Origin of the sequence: Streptomyces neyagawaensis, from assembly GCF_023516595.1 — a bacterium.
GTDB lineage: Bacteria > Actinomycetota > Actinomycetes > Streptomycetales > Streptomycetaceae > Streptomyces > Streptomyces neyagawaensis.
The window spans coordinates 403,706-418,870 of record NZ_JAMGBG010000001.1; the positions used below are offsets into that span (position 1 = coordinate 403,706).

Below are 15,165 nucleotides of genomic sequence, written 5' to 3' on the forward strand. Positions count from 1 at the left end.
AGCGGGACTGCCAGGTACTGGAGCGTCGAACGGGCGTCACGACTCCCAGGCCGGCAGAGCTCTGCTCGCCACTGGCTCGGTCCTCGTCGGATCGGCGCCCACCGCGCCTCGGGATGCGGCTCGGCGGGGGCCCGATCCGAGGTCCGTAAGCAAGGCGTCCAGCACCGTTTCCTCCTCGACCCGGACACCGCAGTCGGCGAGAGCGACGGCCAAGGCAGGATCCCAGGGAGTCGCGGCGGGCGGACCCGTCAGGTCCGGGGCTTCGGCCACTGCGGTGACTGCCGCTCGGTAGTCGGCGGCCGTGTAGCGCCACGGCTGCCAAGGGACACTTCGCGCCAGTGCCGCGGCGATGCGCACACCGCCCCAGTCGAAATCGCCGTGGTAGAGGAGACGGGCTCCCCGCATGGACAGGTCGCGCAGCAAGATGAGCGCGGCGGCCGACGGCTGCCCCTGGAGGCACACCATCGGCGGGCACGCCGGGCCGAGGGCGTCGGCGGCGGCGGACAGCACGGCCGGGTTCTCGCAGATGTGAACGGTTGACGCCGCCGCAACGGAGGCAACCGGTGCGCGACGGGTGAGGGAGCGGAGCGTCAGCACCGCCGGCTCCCCCGCGTCGGCCATCCAGTCGAGGGAGGGAGTACCGCGCAGGTTGAGGGTGAGGACGGTCGATGACAGGTCGTCCTTGAGCAAGCCCGCCGAGGCCCACGCCTCCCGCCGCCATTGCGCACCCGAGCCGTCGGGGAAGCCGGTGAGGCAGCGGATGCCGGACAGGACGAGGGTGGCGAGCGGCGTCCCTTCGTCCAGGGCATGGGCGCCGGAGAGGTTCTGTGCCGCGAACGTCGCCCGCGATGTCGGCGATGACGCGGGCAGCGCACGCAACGCGCGGACGGCGGCCTCCACCAGGGGGCCCGCGGCCTCCGGTGTACGGGCGAGGCGCCGTACGAGACCGTCACGGCGGACCCGCTCAGCCCAGCGGGCAAGCTCCGCGTCGAGGCTGTTCAGCGGGGCGTACGCCTCCTCCCAGGCCCGTTCCTCCCTGTTCCGTGTCTCGGCGTGGAGTATGACCGGGCCGGTGAGGGCGATGACGGCCGCCGCCAGTCCGTCGGGGCTGACACCGGAGCGACGCAGGATCTCATCCACGGTGTCGAGGCGAATGCTGAGGGAGCCACTGGATCGCGGCGCCCGTCCCAGCAGGCGATCGGCGGCGCGCCGTTGGGATGCGTCGGGGCCGGACAAGGTGACGGCACCGGTGAGCGGCCGGCCGCGTGCCATCCGCTGCCGCACGCGGTCCACGAACCAGGTGAGGCCGGGATCGCCGAGCAGGCGTCCGAGGCGCTCGGTGTCGACATCGGTCCGGGCTTGTGCCGGTGACGGCCCGGTCGGCACCGCGTCCGCGGTGGCGTCCGGCGGTGTCGTGCGTCCGGCCGCCGCCCGGCCTCCCTCGTCGCGGTCAGGCGGGCTCGCCGCATGGTTCACGTCCACAGGGCCCCCTGTCCGCCGACGCTGTCGACGACGGCCGTCCGCCCCGGCTCACCGAAAGGAGTCACCGGCCCGTCGGCCCCCTCGCCGAAGTCGCCGGCGCCGGCAGCCGCCCCGAGCGCGTCCCGCGGGGCACCGGGCTCCGTGCCGCGCCGCCGTTCGCTGCCGTCCCATTCCCACCGTGTCACCAGTACGGCGTCGATGTCGTCGACGCGGGACAGCTGGGCGATGGCGATGCCCGGCACCTGGGGGTAGCAGGCCCATTCGCGTTCGCTGGTCATGACGACGTCGAGGTCGAAGGCGCGCAGCAGACCGAGGCACTTGGCGCGCGAGTCGTCGTCGACACCGGCGAACGCCTCGTCCAGGGTGACCAGGCGCGGGGCGTGCGCGCCGCCCGCGCTCGCGTAGTGCGAGGACGCGGCGGCGAACAGGGGCACGGACGCGGCCAGCACCCGCTCCCCGCCCGAGGCGGGGCCGGTGGCCGGCACCCACTTGCCGTGCTGGTGGCGTTCGACGCCGAACTCGTGCCAGGACCGGTAGTCGAGGGCGGCGGTGAGGTCCTCCAGCCAGCTGCCGGCGCTGTCGTCGGCCTGTCGGCGGGCGATCTGCTCCTGGAGGAACGCGCCGACCGCGGCCCGGTCCTCGGGCGACCACGCGTCGGCGGACTGACGCAGCCGTTCGCGGGCCTGGGCCAGTCCCTGCGGGGCGCGGCGCGACGCTCTCCACACCAGCCGCAGCTTCATGCCTGTGGAGGTCGGGCGCTCCTCCAGCTCCCTGTTCATGGCGGCCACCTGCCGTTCGGCCGCCCCGATCAGTTCCTGGAGCGTCCCGGCGACCTCGGTGATCAGATGGGTCTGGAGGATCTCGCGCTCGTGTGCGGACAGGATGCGGGTGAGTTCCGCGACCTCCACGGCCAGTGCCTCGGCGAGTTCCGGCACGGCCCGTTCCCGGCCCTGGTAGACGATGTCGACGCGCATGCCGTCCTCGCTCGGGCGGGCGGTGGCGGTGTGGCCGTGCCGCGACAGCGCGTCCTGGAGCCTGCCGAACTCCTCGCTCAGCCGCTTCTGCACGCGCTCCCAGGCCGCGTCGGTGTCGTCGACCGAGGAGAGCCGGGACTCCACGGCCCGCGCGAGGGTGATGGCGGGGGTCGCCGCCCACGTCCCTCCGCCGTCGTCCGGTACCTCGATGTCGGGCAGCGCGACGGCGAGCAGTCCCGTCGCGGCGAACCGCTGGAGCGCCGCGACGGCTTCCTCACGCGCGGCGGTCGCCTCCGTGACGTCTTCCGCGAGCCGCTCGATGCGTCCCTCGGCGCGGCTGGCCCGCCGGTCCGCGTCACCAAAGTCCTCCCGGACCTGCCGCTGCTCGTGCTCGCAGACCCGGGCCGCCTCGGCCGTCTCCTCCAGTTGCCTCTGCAGCTCGGCGACGGCCGCTCCGACGGTGGAGCGGAGCGTCGTGAGGTGTTCGTCCGCCGCCGCGGCCACCCGGGCCGCTTCCGTGGCGCGCTCCGCGAGTTCGGACACGAGGAGTTCGGCCCGGTGGGTCTCCTCCTGTTCGCCGGTCACCGCGCGTTCGGCCTCCGCGCGTTCGCGCATCGCGGGCCAGAGGGCCGCCAGGAGGGCGGTGTGGTCGGCGAGCGCCTGGCGCACGAGACCCAGTGCCGTGTGATCGGCGGGGAGGTTCAGGGCGGCCGCGGTGTCCGCGAGTTCGGTCGCGGCGCGCTCGGCCTGTCGCGCCGCCGGAGCGAGTTCCGCGGCGCGTTCGTCCCGCCGGGTGCGGGCGCGGCGGACCGCCTCGGCCGCGGCGGTGACGCGGGCGTGGGCGTGCCGCAGGTCGTCGTCGCCGGGCAGTGCGGCGAGTTCGGCGTCCAGCACGGCACGACGCCCGGCCACGGCGCGGGACTCCTCGGCCAGTCGTTCCCGCTCCGCCGTCAAGCCGTCGATCTCTGCGCGCAGTTCTCCGAGCCGGACGCGACGCGCCTGCTCCCGCGCTCCTTCCCCCACGTACTGGGCGCTGTCCTTGGCCCAGCTTCCGGTGAGCGCCCCGACGCGGAAGTGCCCGTCCGCGCAGACCCAGGTGTCGTGGCCACCGGCCTCCCAGGAGGCCTCGCCGGGCCCGGGCCCACCGCCTGCGGCCAGCCCGATCGAGGCGAGCAGGCGCGCGACCGTCTCCTCCCCCACAGCGGCGGCCCCCGCGTCCCCGGGGTCGACCGCCGGGCACAGCACGCGGTCGAGGCCGGTTCCGCCGAGCAGCCCGACCGGGTCGAGCAGCACGTCGTGGCCGTCCGCCGCGACCGCGGAACCGTCCGGCCGCACCCAGGCGTCGAGGAGTCCCGACGCCTCCAGCGCGGCTTCCAGTCCGGCGCGGTCGGCCTGGGTGACGTGCGGGCGGAAGTCGACAAGCCGCCACAGCGGAGCACCGGGGCCGCGGTCCCGCACGCCGGGTGTCCGCGTCGGGGGAGCCGCGGGGCCGCGCTCCCCACCCGTTTCCAGGGCGGTCAGTTCCTGCGCCGCCAGCCGCTGCCGCTCCGCCGTCGCCGCCTCGCGGTGGGCCAGTCCGGCTGCCCGGTCGGCCAGGCGGGAGGCGGCGGTGCGATGCGCCTCGCTCGCCGCCGTACGGGCCGGCGGCGGACCGTCCAGAGAGCTCGCCCAGTCCTGCACGGCGTCCAGGACCCCGGGCAGCCCGGACACGCGCAGCTCCACGCACCCGGAGAGGTGCTCCCGTACGGCCGTGACCAGCGCCCGCCCCTCCCGGGCGACACCCTCCTCCGCCTCGGCCAGCCGCTCCTCGGCGTGCACGGCCTCCTCGTCGGCCTCGTCGACGCGCAGCCGGGCCGCCCGGTGCAGTTCCTCGGCCTGCTCGGCCCGCGTGGCGAGTTCCGCCACGTGCTCGACGGCGCGCCGCCTGCTCGCGGTGGCCTCGTCCGCCTCCCGGCGCAGAACCGTGTCGGGGGCTCCCTCCGTCCTGGGGAGGTCGAGCCGGGCTGCCGCGGCGCTCTCGGCCACCCGGTCCCGGATGCCGTCCAGCGTCTCCCGGGCGGCCGTGAGCCGGTTGTCCGCGGTGGCGAGCCGGCCCAGGGCCCGAGTGTGCGCCTCGGACGCCGTACGCCGGTCCGCCTCGGCCCGCTTCAGCTCCGCGGCCGTGCGGGAGGCGTCGTCCGCCGCCCGGTCGAGCGCGCGGGCGTCACGCATCTCGGGCCGGGACCGCAGCGTGGCGTCCTGGGCGGCCAGCCGCGCGGCCCGCTCGTCGAGGGCGGCGCCGCTCGCCCGGGCCTCTTCGCGGTCCGCCACCGCGCGGTCCCGGTCCGTCTGCGCCCTGGCGAGCTCCCGTTGCAGGTTCTCGTACCGGGCGTGTTCGCGGCGGGGCAGGCGGGCGCGTCGCCGGGAGGCGAGGCGGGCGTAGCGGCGGTAGTGGTCGAGGAACGCCGAGGACGCCTGCTCGGCATCGCGGGCCGCCCGCAGTTCCTCCTTCTCCTCGTCCAGCGACCGGAACGCCTCCGCCGCGTCGGCGACGACCGCCTGGTCCATCGGCGGCAGCGCCTCGGTCAGTGCCCGGGAGAGGGCGGCCTCACTGGGGCGCTTGGACAGCTGGGGCTGACGCAACTGGATCAGGAGGTCGACGAGGGCTCCGTAGCGCCGCTCCCCCAGCCCGAAGAGGGCTTCGTCGACGGCCCTGCGGTAGGCCTTCGCCGTGTCGTACACCATGCCGTGGCTCCCTACGGCCTCGGCGAGCCGGTCCCGGGACAGTGCCGTCCCGGTCGCGTCCAGCAGGTCGAGGCCTGCGCCGATCCGCTGGTCGGTGACCGCGAACCAGTGGCGGGCGATGCCGCGTCCGGCGACCGCCTTCAGTCCGCACAGCAGCGTGCGGAAGTGCGCCTCGCCCGTGGTGCCGTCGAGCCGTCCGAACTCGATCCAGGTGTAGCCGAGCCGTTCGGGATGCGGGTGCGCGCCGCCCAGGAGCAGGTTCCACTCCATGCGTTTGCCCGGGTCGCCGTCGGGTTCGACGCGGCGGGCGGAAAGGTCGCCGTCCAGGAGGAACGGCAGGGTGAGGGCGAGCACCTTGGACTTGCCCGTGCCGTTGTTGCCGCGCAGCAGCAGACGGCCGTCGCGGAACCAGAACTCCTCGATGTCGTAGTGGAAGAGATCGACAAGTCCGATGCGCAGGGGCCGCCACCGGCCGGGAACGGGAGCGGGGAGCGCGGTCACTGGGTGGTTCACCTTTCGTCCTGCACGGGCTGCACGGTCGTGGCGAGGGGCCGTCGACCCCCTCCGGGTTCCCTGACGACGGGCTCGCCGACCGCGTACCGGGCGAGGGCCGGCCGCGGTACGACGCCCCGTTCGGTGCGCTCGGCGAGTCCCAGCGCCACCAGCTTGGTCAGCGCCTGCTCGACGAGTTCGGGCTCCGCTCCCGGTTCCCTCGCCGACTTGGACCAGAATCCGCCGTGCTCCTCGGCCAGTTCTCGTACGCGGGCCGCCAGCTCCGCCGCTTGGACGGGCCCGGCCGCCCGGGCCAGGTGCCCCGCCAGCAGCAGGGTGATGTGACCGTGGGTGCCCTGTTCCGGCATGCGCACGTCCGTGAGGTCGTCCATCGGGTCGACCATGGCGATGCCCTCGGCCCGGACCTCCGGGACGAGTCCCGTCAGCTCGTTGATACGGGCGGTGATGAAGCCGCGCTGCCGGGTGAGGTAGGCCAGTTCGTCGTCGGTCAGGTCGTCGTAGTACAGCACCGGGTCGTCCAGGAGGATGCGGGTCAACTTCCAGCGGACCGCCCGGAACCTGAGCTCGTCGATGTCGAGCGCGGTCCACGCGGTCATCTCCACCAGGCGCTCCTCGAAGCCCTCGGCCTCGACCATGGAGGGCCCTCGCAGGGACGCCGGCATCCCGGCCAGCACACGCCGCCGCACGTCGTACAGCACGTCGCCCGATCCACTGACGTAGGCGTCCTCGTCGCCGGCCACCCGCCGCAGCACCCCGAGCCGCAGCAGCAGGCGGACGACGGCCGCGAGGTCGAGGCGCTCGTCGCGCCGCTCCAGAGTGAACGCGATCCCGGCGGCGACGAGTTCGGGATCGGCGGCGGCCAGGACGACCTGCTCGGCGAGGCGCCCGAGCGCCACCTGCGACTCGCCGCGTTCCAGCGCGGCCAGGGCCAGGCAGAGCAGGACGTAGCGGCGGCGGGTGAAGGGCAGGGCACTGCGGGCGGCCTCGCGCGCGGGGTGCGTGGCGTCGGTGAGGGTGCCCGGCGTCTTGCGCAGCCGTGCGGCGTCGGCGTCCGTGCGCAGCGTCCAGCCGACGTTGCGTTCGAACCACTCCCGCAGTTCGGTGGTGTGCCGGCGCACCAGCCGGAACTCGTCGGCGTACGGCCCGTCGGCGGTGAGCAGCGGCTCCTTCAGCAGAGCGCGTGCGGCCTTCTGGAGGTCGGCCTGCCGCTGGCCGTCGAGGACCTCGGCGAGAGGGCCGCTCATCGGTCCTCCGCGGGCTGGGGAGCGGTGTCCCGTCGGGGGACGGGGAAGGGAACGGGCGCCGATGCCGACGCGGCGGCGTGACCGTGCCCGACCGTGAGGTCGACGATGTCGATCAGGTGGTCGGGGCCGCTGAACACACCGTCGGGCGTGTGCACTTCGGCTGTCGATCCGTCATCGACGGCGGTCAGCCGGATCTCCATCGAACCATCCCCGCTGGTGGCCGCGGTGGTGGTCATGCCCGGCCGCCAGGTGGCGAGCGCGTCGCCGAGCAGCCGCAGGAACAACTGGAAGGCGGGCGGGTCGAGTTCGCCGAGCCGGGACAGCCGCACCGGTCCGCCCGTCACGAGACGGTCCCGGGCCCGCCTGGTCTCTTCCGTCTGCCGGGCGGCGATCTCGGCGAGCCGGCGCTTCGCCTCACCCCGGTCGGCCACCTTGCGCGGCTTGCCACGCCGCTCGTAACTGCCCGTACGGCGCAGTTGGGGGCTGATCCGCAGCGGTCGCGCCTCGCTCCACGGGGTCGAGGCGGGCTCCGGGGTGGCTGCCCGTTCGGCAAGGGTGTCGGCGTCGACGGTGAGGTGCCGGGAGGAGTGCAGCCCGAACGCCACGCGCCACAGCCGGTGCCGCGCCGCGTCGTCCGGCGCCTGGGCGAACCAGCGCGCGAGGGTACGGAAGTCGGCGGAACGGTCCGAGCGTCCGGCCCGCCGCTCGTTGAGCTGCCGTACGACGGCCAGAAGCTGCGGGATCGAGTTGAGCGCCCGCCCGCGCAGCAGCCTGGCCTGCGACTCCCGTCCCTCCCCCGACACGAACCACTCGGCGAGGCCGGACCACCGGGCGGACCACCGCTCGTACGCCACCGCCTCAGCCCGCTCGGCCTCCTCGGGAGCGGCGTCGGCGGCCTCGCGGGCAGCGGCGAGCCTCAGCAGCGGACCGACCCGCTCCTGCTCCTCCAGTTCCCCGATCAGCAGGGCGATCCGCCCGCCGAGGGTGATGAGGTCCTGGATGAAACGCTCCAGGTACTGGATCAGCCGGTCCTTGTAGGCGAGGAACGCCTCAACCTCGATGTCGTGCAGGTCGATGGTGCGCTGCAGCGAGCCCATGAAGGCACGGGCGTTGTCGGCGAGGTCGGTGAACCGCGCCGTCAGCACGGACAGGGCCACGTACGTCTTGGCCGGGTCCGGCTCGTCCTCCATGGCGATCACCAGGAGCGCCCTCAGCTGCGTGACGATGTCGTGCAACGCGACCGCCTGGAGTTCCCCGCGCCGCCCCAGCACCTCGTCGTACGTCCCCAGCGCCGCCTCTGCCGCCTCACCGGCCCGGGTGAGCTGGTAGATGAACCGCCTGCGGTAGAAGTCCTCGACCGCCGTCACCCGCGCGTGGTCCGGATCGGCCCGGAGGTTGCCCCACTCCACGAGCTTGTCCAGCGCCTGCGTCACCGCTTCGAGGTCGGCGGGCGGGCTCCCCGCGTCCAGGGCGGCGTACACGTCCTCCGGCCGCAGATGCACCGCGAACCGCTCCTTGGCGACGAGGAAGGCCCGCATGACCTGGCGGTAGAGAGGGGCGTTGGGGGTGCTGAGGTGAGCGAAGGGGGTGTAGTCGGCAAGGGTGGAGCCGTGGCGGCGGGGAGTCGGGGACGTCTGCGAAGTCATCGTCGGTTCATTGTTCCGGATGTATGGCAGCGACTGTGTCCCATGTCTGGATTTCGCATGCTCACTCCGTCCATGTGCCCTTTCCCTCGTCCAGCCCGAACGGCACCCCGGGTGGGTCATCGCTCGTGCCGGACGAAGCGCACCGGTTCCGTGAGCACGGCCGCGGCGGACTCCGTGTCGGCCAGCCGGGCCGACAGTGTGGCCTCGGCCAGACGTGGCGGAAGGGCCTCACCGAACTTCAGTCCCCGTACCGCGCGTTCGTCCACGTCCGGCAGGCACAGCCGGTCGGTCGCGTCCTTCGTCACATCACCCCAGGTGTGCACAGTGACGTCCTCCCGCAGCCGGATCCAGCGGTCGTTGATGTGTTGTCCCGGCACGGCGACGGTGTCGAGGGTCGCGGCGAGTGTGGCGTTCGCACGGTGGCCGGCCCAGGTCCACCAGCGCATCTGTCCCGCCGTGTCCTGAACGATCAAGGTGCCTCCGGGATGCACCCGCTCCAGGTACTCCTCACGAGTCCGCCGCAGAGTACTGACCGCCCGTCCCGTCATGTTCACGGGCGGGTCCTCACCCAGCAGTACCCGGCGCTCCGCGCGGGTGAGCTCGTAGGAGCCCGCCGAGCCGAATCCGGGGGGAACCGCGATCAGCAGATCGCATTCGTTGACCCGACCCGACTGGGCGGTGAAGGAGAAGGTCGCCCAGGCACGGTACGGCTCGGCGGCCGGCATGAGACGCCTGACATGGTCCAGCGCGTCCTGTTCCCAGGAGCAGGGAGAGGGACGCTCCTGGAACCACTGCTGGGCGGGCTTGACCGGCCCCGGCTTGGGCACGGCCGGACCGGGTGTCCGCCGCGGGTCCCCTCCCGTTGCTGCCACTGCGTCGGCCTCCTCACCGAGTCGTCCCTCAGGATCCGACAAATCCCTGGTGGGCCTACCGCCATGCACTGACAGCACGGTCTCTGGTGAGGTCGGCCGCACTACAGCGAGGCCACGCCCGGCGCCGTGGCGGCCCTCCAATACCGGGTTCATTCTCCCCACCGACACTGACCGGAGACGCTGGCTGGCAGGCACCGGCTCACATCGCACCCGCCGCCATCGGCCTCGCTGACGCCCCCAGGATGTCCGTCAGCTCGTCGTGGAGGGCTCCCCCTGCGAACTGTCCGTTCGCCGTTGGCCACAGCTTCGGCACTTCGCCCGGACCGACTGAGGCAAGCAGCCGACCCACTCCGTCCGACGGCGGACCGGAAACAGATCGAATCGCCCAGCCATCGGCGCAACCGCAGGTCAGGAGCACTTTGCGGCTGGCTCCGGAATCGCCACACACTCCAAGTGATACGTCATCGGAAACACGCCACAAAGTATGAGAACGAGAGAATCCGCAGGTCACATGGGTTCCTGCCTCAGGCACGGGCGGTGAGGCGGCCGGAACGTCAAACGAGCGTCGTGGTCGGCGGCCTGCCTCTCCTCTTCCAGCCCCGGCAGGCCAGTGACCTCGGACGCCTGCCGGGCCGGGGCTCAGGCGTCGATGATGACGGGGATGATGAGGGGCTTGCGGCGGTGCGTGCGGAACGCCCAGTTCGCCACGGCGCGGGCGATGAGCTGTTCGAGCTGGCGCGCGTCCCCGACGCCTTCCTCGGCCGCGGTGGCCAGGGTCTTCTCGATGACGGGGACGACCGGCTCGAAGGTGGTGTCGTCGTGGACGAAGCCACGGGCCAGGAAGTCGGGGGCCTCGGCGAGAGCGCCGGTGTCCGCGTCGACGATCGCCACCACCGTGACCACGCCCTCCTCGGCGAGGGTGAGGCGGTCCTTGAGGGACGCTTCGGTGGCGCCGCCGACTTCCATGCCGTCCACGTAGACGTTGCCGGCGGGGACCTTGCCGGTGATGGACGCGCGCCCGTCGACGAGGTCGACGACGACGCCGTCCTCGGCGATGACGACCCGTTCGGGGTCGACGCCGGTACGGATGGCGAGGTCGGCGTTGGCCCGCAGGTGGCGCCATTCGCCGTGCACGGGCATGACATTGCGGGGCTTGACGATGTTGTAGCAGTAGACGAGTTCGCCGGCGCTGGCATGCCCGGAGACGTGCACCTTGGCGTTGCCCTTGTGGACCACGTGCGCGCCCCACCGGGTGAGTCCGTTGATCACCCGGTAGATGGCGTTCTCGTTGCCGGGGATCAGGGAGCTGGCGAGCAGGACGGTGTCGCCCTTGCCGATGCGGATCACGTGGTCGCGGTTGGCCATCCGTGACAGCGCGGCCATCGGTTCGCCCTGGGATCCGGTGCACACCAGCGTGATCTTGTGGTCCGGGAGCTTCTCCAGCTCCTTCGTGCTCACGACCAGACCGGAGGGGACCTTCAGATAGCCCAGGTCACGGGCGATTCCCATGTTGCGGACCATCGACCGGCCGACGAAGGCGACCTTTCGGCCGTGCTGGTGGGCGGCGTCCAGGACCTGCTGGATGCGGTGCACATGGCTGGCGAAGCTGGAGACGATGACCCGCCGCGGCGCGGTGCGCATCACCTGCTCGATCGCCGGGTTCAGCTCACGCTCGGAGGTCGTGAAACCGGGCACCTCGGCGTTGGTGGAGTCGGTGAGGAACAGGTCCACGCCCTCCTCGCCGAGACGGGCGAAAGCGCGCAGATCGGTGATGCGGTCGTCGAGGGGAAACTGGTCCATCTTGAAGTCGCCGGTGTGCAGCACCATCCCGGCCCCGGTACGGATCGCGACCGCGAGGCTGTCCGGGATGGAGTGGTTGACCGCCACGAACTCGCAGTCGAAGGGTCCGAAGGCGCGCCGGTCGCCCTCCCGCACCCGCACCGTGCGCGGCCGGATGCCGTGTTCCTTGAGCTTGGCCTCCAGGAACGCCAGCGTCAGCTTCGAGCCGACGACGGGAATGTCCGCCCGCTCACGCAGCAGGTACGGCACTCCGCCGATGTGGTCCTCGTGCCCGTGGGTCAGCACCACGGCCACGATGTCGTCCAGCCGGTCCCGGATCGAGGTGAAGTCCGGCAGGATCACATCCACGCCGGGCTGGTTCTCCTCGGGGAACAGCACGCCACAGTCGACGATGAGCAGCTTGCCGGCGTGCTCGAAGACGGTCATGTTGCGGCCGATCTCACCCAGACCGCCCAGGGCGATGACCCGCAGCCCTCCTTGGGGAAGAGGGGGTGCGGCTTTCAGTTCGGGGTGCGGATGGCTCATACCTTGACGGTACCGGGAGAGTGGGGCGGGTTGATCCATTGGGCGGTGATCTTCTTCGCGACGGAGCGGCTCACCCGCACCTGATGGCCAGGGACGATCGGACTGCGCCGATGCGGGCAAGTTCTCCGCTGCCGTCGACGCCCCGGTGCAGAAGGACGGGCCGCCCAGGCATCTGCACTTCCATGGCGTCCGGATCCTGAAGGGCACGGCATCCTGCAGGCCACGGCGGGGATCCCGGAGACGGGCGGGATGTCCCGCGTTGCTGTCGAGGACGTCAGTGCCTTGACCGTCGGCGACTTCAGCTCCTCCGACCACTCACCCAGCGCTGTACCGGTGTAGGCGCGCGCCCGTCGCGTCCTTCAGACGGACAGGGGGGTGCCGAGCATGGCGGAAGCCCTCTGCAACGGGCTTTCGACGCGGCTGGGTGCGGGTTCGGGGAGGGTGCGACAGGTGAAGCCGAGGCGGGCCATTGCCCTGAACACTTCGGCGCCACTGAAATCGCGGCGGTCCTGGCGGGTGATGACCTGGCCGACCTGCTTGACCGGGTAGTGGCGCCGTCCGATGATCACGGACTCACCGGTGACCGGTTCGGGCTTGACGCCCTTCATTGATTCCAGCACCCCGCTCTTGGACAGCTCGAACGGGAAGCGGGCGATGACACAGCGCATGATGCCTCACAGGGAGAAGGAGAGACGGGGCCGACCTCCGTCGAAGTCGTTCAGCGGGAGAGGGCGAGGGCCCTCAAGCCTTGCGGTGTTCGTCGCCCCCGGGCGGGACCCCGTACTGGCGGCAGCGCGGCACGCGCTCGGCTTCGGCTCTCGTTGTCAGCGGTGAAGCGAAGGCCCGACGACATCGGCGATGTCACGCAGGCGGATCCGGTCGCTGTATCCGGAGCCGTCACGCACGGCCGTGAGCCGGGCCCGGGTGACCAGGCCGGTGTACAGCCCGTCCTCGTCGCAGACGGCCAGATGGCCTGTGCGGGCGGCGGCCATCACGGACAGGGCCACCTCCACGGTCATGTCCTCCCAGACCTGCGGTCCGGTCGCGTCCATGGTGTCGGCCGTCGTGCCGTGCGCGGCGTGGGCGGTCGCCGGGCGGAAATGCGTCTGGTCCAGCTTCAAAGGGTTCCTCCTACGGAGTGGGGCCGGTTTCCTGACCGCGACGGTTCTATGCCGTCGCACCAGCGGTGGACTGCCGTACGGATGCGCGGCGGGCCGCCACGGCAGGGCGGCGTCGGCCGCGTGAGGTGGCGCCGCGCTTCTTGGGGCGTTCGACCACCGGTGCGGTGATGACGACCGGGATGCCGGTGGGGGCCTGGGCGCCGGTGATGCGGTGCAGGGCCTCTTCGCCCGTGCGGACCTGGGTGGTCTGCGGGACGATGCCGGCCGCCGCCATGAGGCGGGTCATGCCGCGGCGCTGGTGGGGGGTGACGAGGGTGACGACACTGCCGGACTCGCCGGCGCGGGCCGTACGGCCGCCGCGGTGGAGGTAGTCCTTGTGGTCGGTCGGCGGATCCACGTTGACGACCAGATCGAGGTTGTCGACATGGATGCCGCGCGCCGCGACATTGGTCGCCACCAGCACGTTGACGTGCCCGGTCTTGAACTGCGCCAGCGTGCGGGTGCGCTGCGGCTGCGACTTCCCGCCGTGCAGGGCGGCGGCCCGTACCCCGCTGTTCAGAAGGTGCTCGGTGAGGCCGTCGACGGCGTGCTTGGTGTCGAGGAACATGATCACACGACCGTCGCGTGCGGCGATCTGGGTGGTGGCCGTGTGCTTGTCGGCGCCGTGCACGTGGAGCACGTGGTGTTCCATCGTCGTGACCGCGCCGGCCGAGGGGTCGACGGAGTGCACGACGGGGTCGCTGAGGTAGCGGCGCACGAGCAGGTCGACATTGCGGTCGAGGGTCGCGGAGAACAGCATGCGCTGGCCTTCGGGGCGGACCTGGTCGAGAAGGGCGGTGACCTGCGGCATAAAGCCCATGTCGGCCATCTGGTCGGCCTCGTCCAGGACCGTGACGGAAACATGGTTCAGCCGGCAGCCGCCACGGTCGATGATGTCGCTGAGGCGCCCCGGCGTGGCGACGACGACCTCGGCGCCCCCGCGCAGCGCGCTCATCTGCCTGCCGATCGGCATTCCTCCCACCACCGTGGCCAGCCGCAGCTTCACGGAGCGGGCGTACGGGGCGAGCGCGTCGGTGACCTGCTGCGCCAGCTCACGCGTGGGTACGAGAATCAGCCCCAGAGGCTGCCCGGCCTCGGCGCGCTGCCCGGCCGTACGGGCCAGCAGCGCCAGCCCGAAGGCGAGGGTCTTGCCGGAACCGGTGCGGCCACGGCCGAGGACGTCCCGGCCGGCGAGGGAGTTCGGCAGGGTCGCGGCCTGGATCGGGAACGGCACGGTCACGCCCTGCGCACCGAGCTCGGCCAGCAGTGCCCCGGGCATGTCGAGACCGGCGAAGTCCTCCACGGCGGGAAGCGCGGGAGTGATCGTCTTGGGCAGGGCGAACTCCCCCTGGACGGCGGCGGGCCGACGGCTGTGACCACCGAAACGGCTCGGTCCACCGGAGCGACTCGGCCCGCCAGAGCGACTCGAGGCCGACGGACCGAAGCGGCCGCCGCCCTTTCCGGAGTCGGCACTGCCGTTACGGGTACGGGCGAAGCGGTCGTTCGTGCGTGTGCGGTTCATGCGGAACCTTCCTGGATGCGGCACAGGTCAAGGAATTCCCGCAGCAATGAGCAGCACGGAGAATTGCAAGAATGAGCCGGTGGGGCGGGAAAGCGAATCTGGCCGACGAGAAATTGGCGCGGGCGCAGTCACTGAAATCGAGGCGCGAAGTGGACGCGATGGTCGGACATCCACCGCGATGCGGCTACAAAGGATTGTGTGCACCCCTGAAGGATGCTTCGTACGCGGTGAGCCCAGGGGTACCGCTTGTCATCCACCCGTGAAACCACTGCGGGAAACGGCGCAGCTGGGGCCCGCACCCCGAGGGATGCGGGCCCCAGCTGCAAAGTACGCGTGAGCGTCAGGCGAGAACGATGTTCTCGGCCGTCGGACCCTTCTGGCCCTGCGCGATGTCGAAGGTCACCTTCTGGCCCTCGAGCAGCTCGCGGAAGCCCTGGGCGGCGATGTTCGAGTAGTGGGCGAACACGTCAGCGCCGCCACCGTCCTGCTCGATGAAGCCGAAGCCCTTTTCCGCGTTGAACCACTTCACGGTGCCGGTAGCCATGTCGTTTCTCCTTTGGGGCAGTACATCGGGGTCCGCACTGCACGGACACCGTGTCGCCGCGATGATCACCCCGCCGGGAAAAAGACCGGATATACAAAAGTGCTCCCAGTGGCACGGAGGCCGACCGGAGGGCGCTTGAAGTTTCGGGAACCACAACTG

General features: G+C 71.9%; 10 protein-coding genes and 1 pseudogene. 1 reads left to right on the forward strand and 10 read right to left on the reverse strand.

Features of this window, described 5'->3' with window-relative positions; genetic code table 11:
- Positions 1 to 36: 36 nt before the first annotated feature.
- The 6 genes from M8J73_RS01710 to M8J73_RS01735 form a co-directional block, all read right to left on the reverse strand.
- Positions 37 to 1,482, reverse strand: coding sequence for a TIGR02679 family protein (locus tag M8J73_RS01710; protein WP_063799204.1), 1,446 nt, complete (start codon positions 1,480 to 1,482; stop codon positions 37 to 39).
- Positions 1,473 to 5,693, reverse strand: a complete 4,221-nt coding sequence (locus M8J73_RS01715) for a TIGR02680 family protein (RefSeq protein WP_240501243.1) — start codon at positions 5,691 to 5,693, stop codon at positions 1,473 to 1,475. Before M8J73_RS01715 ends, M8J73_RS01710 begins: the two co-directional genes overlap by 10 nt.
- Complete coding sequence (locus tag M8J73_RS01720) at positions 5,690 to 6,937, reverse strand: TIGR02678 family protein (RefSeq protein WP_055538621.1); 1,248 nt, start codon at positions 6,935 to 6,937, stop codon at positions 5,690 to 5,692. The genes M8J73_RS01715 and M8J73_RS01720 overlap by 4 nt, the downstream gene beginning before the upstream one ends.
- A complete protein-coding gene (locus M8J73_RS01725; RefSeq protein WP_079054815.1) occupies positions 6,934 to 8,583 on the reverse strand; it encodes a TIGR02677 family protein in 1,650 nt (549 codons plus the stop codon). Before M8J73_RS01725 ends, M8J73_RS01720 begins: the two co-directional genes overlap by 4 nt.
- 116 nt (positions 8,584 to 8,699) lie before the next feature.
- Positions 8,700 to 9,455, reverse strand: a complete 756-nt coding sequence (locus tag M8J73_RS01730) for a hypothetical protein (RefSeq protein WP_157873128.1) — start codon at positions 9,453 to 9,455, stop codon at positions 8,700 to 8,702.
- Between the two features lie 639 nt (positions 9,456 to 10,094).
- On the reverse strand, positions 10,095 to 11,780 hold the full coding sequence (locus tag M8J73_RS01735) for a ribonuclease J (protein ID WP_055538623.1): 1,686 nt from the start codon (positions 11,778 to 11,780) through the stop codon (positions 10,095 to 10,097).
- Between the two features lie 97 nt (positions 11,781 to 11,877).
- Between M8J73_RS01735 and M8J73_RS01740 the strand changes: the two are divergent.
- Positions 11,878 to 12,119 (forward strand): annotated as a pseudogene (locus tag M8J73_RS01740) (hypothetical protein); the annotation flags it as partial.
- 20 nt (positions 12,120 to 12,139) lie between these two features.
- Here M8J73_RS01740 and M8J73_RS01745 read toward each other — a convergent pair.
- The 4 genes from M8J73_RS01745 to M8J73_RS01760 form a co-directional block, all read right to left on the reverse strand.
- The gene (locus M8J73_RS01745) at positions 12,140 to 12,448 is read right to left on the reverse strand and encodes an SCO5918 family protein (protein ID WP_055538624.1); all 309 of its coding nucleotides are present in this window, start codon (positions 12,446 to 12,448) and stop codon (positions 12,140 to 12,142) included.
- A 156-nt stretch (positions 12,449 to 12,604) separates the two neighbouring features.
- Positions 12,605 to 12,901, reverse strand: coding sequence for a CBS domain-containing protein (locus M8J73_RS01750; RefSeq protein ID WP_055538625.1), 297 nt, complete (start codon positions 12,899 to 12,901; stop codon positions 12,605 to 12,607).
- 46 nt (positions 12,902 to 12,947) lie between these two features.
- Positions 12,948 to 14,462, reverse strand: coding sequence for a DEAD/DEAH box helicase (locus M8J73_RS01755; protein ID WP_055538626.1), 1,515 nt, complete (start codon positions 14,460 to 14,462; stop codon positions 12,948 to 12,950).
- A 340-nt stretch (positions 14,463 to 14,802) separates the two neighbouring features.
- Positions 14,803 to 15,006, reverse strand: a complete 204-nt coding sequence (locus M8J73_RS01760; RefSeq protein ID WP_031045667.1) for a cold-shock protein — start codon at positions 15,004 to 15,006, stop codon at positions 14,803 to 14,805.
- Positions 15,007 to 15,165 lie beyond the last annotated feature (159 nt).

Bases quoted from the DNA above. Each gene is read 5' to 3' on its own strand.
- M8J73_RS01755 (WP_055538626.1), bottom strand. From the start codon at position 14,462: ATGAACCGCACACGCACGAACGACCGCTTCGCCCGTACCCGTAACGGC.
- M8J73_RS01725 (WP_079054815.1), bottom strand. From the start codon at position 8,583: ATGACTTCGCAGACGTCCCCGACTCCCCGCCGCCACGGCTCCACCCTT.
- M8J73_RS01720 (WP_055538621.1), bottom strand. From the start codon at position 6,937: ATGAGCGGCCCTCTCGCCGAGGTCCTCGACGGCCAGCGGCAGGCCGAC.
- M8J73_RS01735 (WP_055538623.1), bottom strand. From the start codon at position 11,780: ATGAGCCATCCGCACCCCGAACTGAAAGCCGCACCCCCTCTTCCCCAA.
- M8J73_RS01745 (WP_055538624.1), bottom strand. From the start codon at position 12,448: ATGCGCTGTGTCATCGCCCGCTTCCCGTTCGAGCTGTCCAAGAGCGGG.
- M8J73_RS01760 (WP_031045667.1), bottom strand. From the start codon at position 15,006: ATGGCTACCGGCACCGTGAAGTGGTTCAACGCGGAAAAGGGCTTCGGC.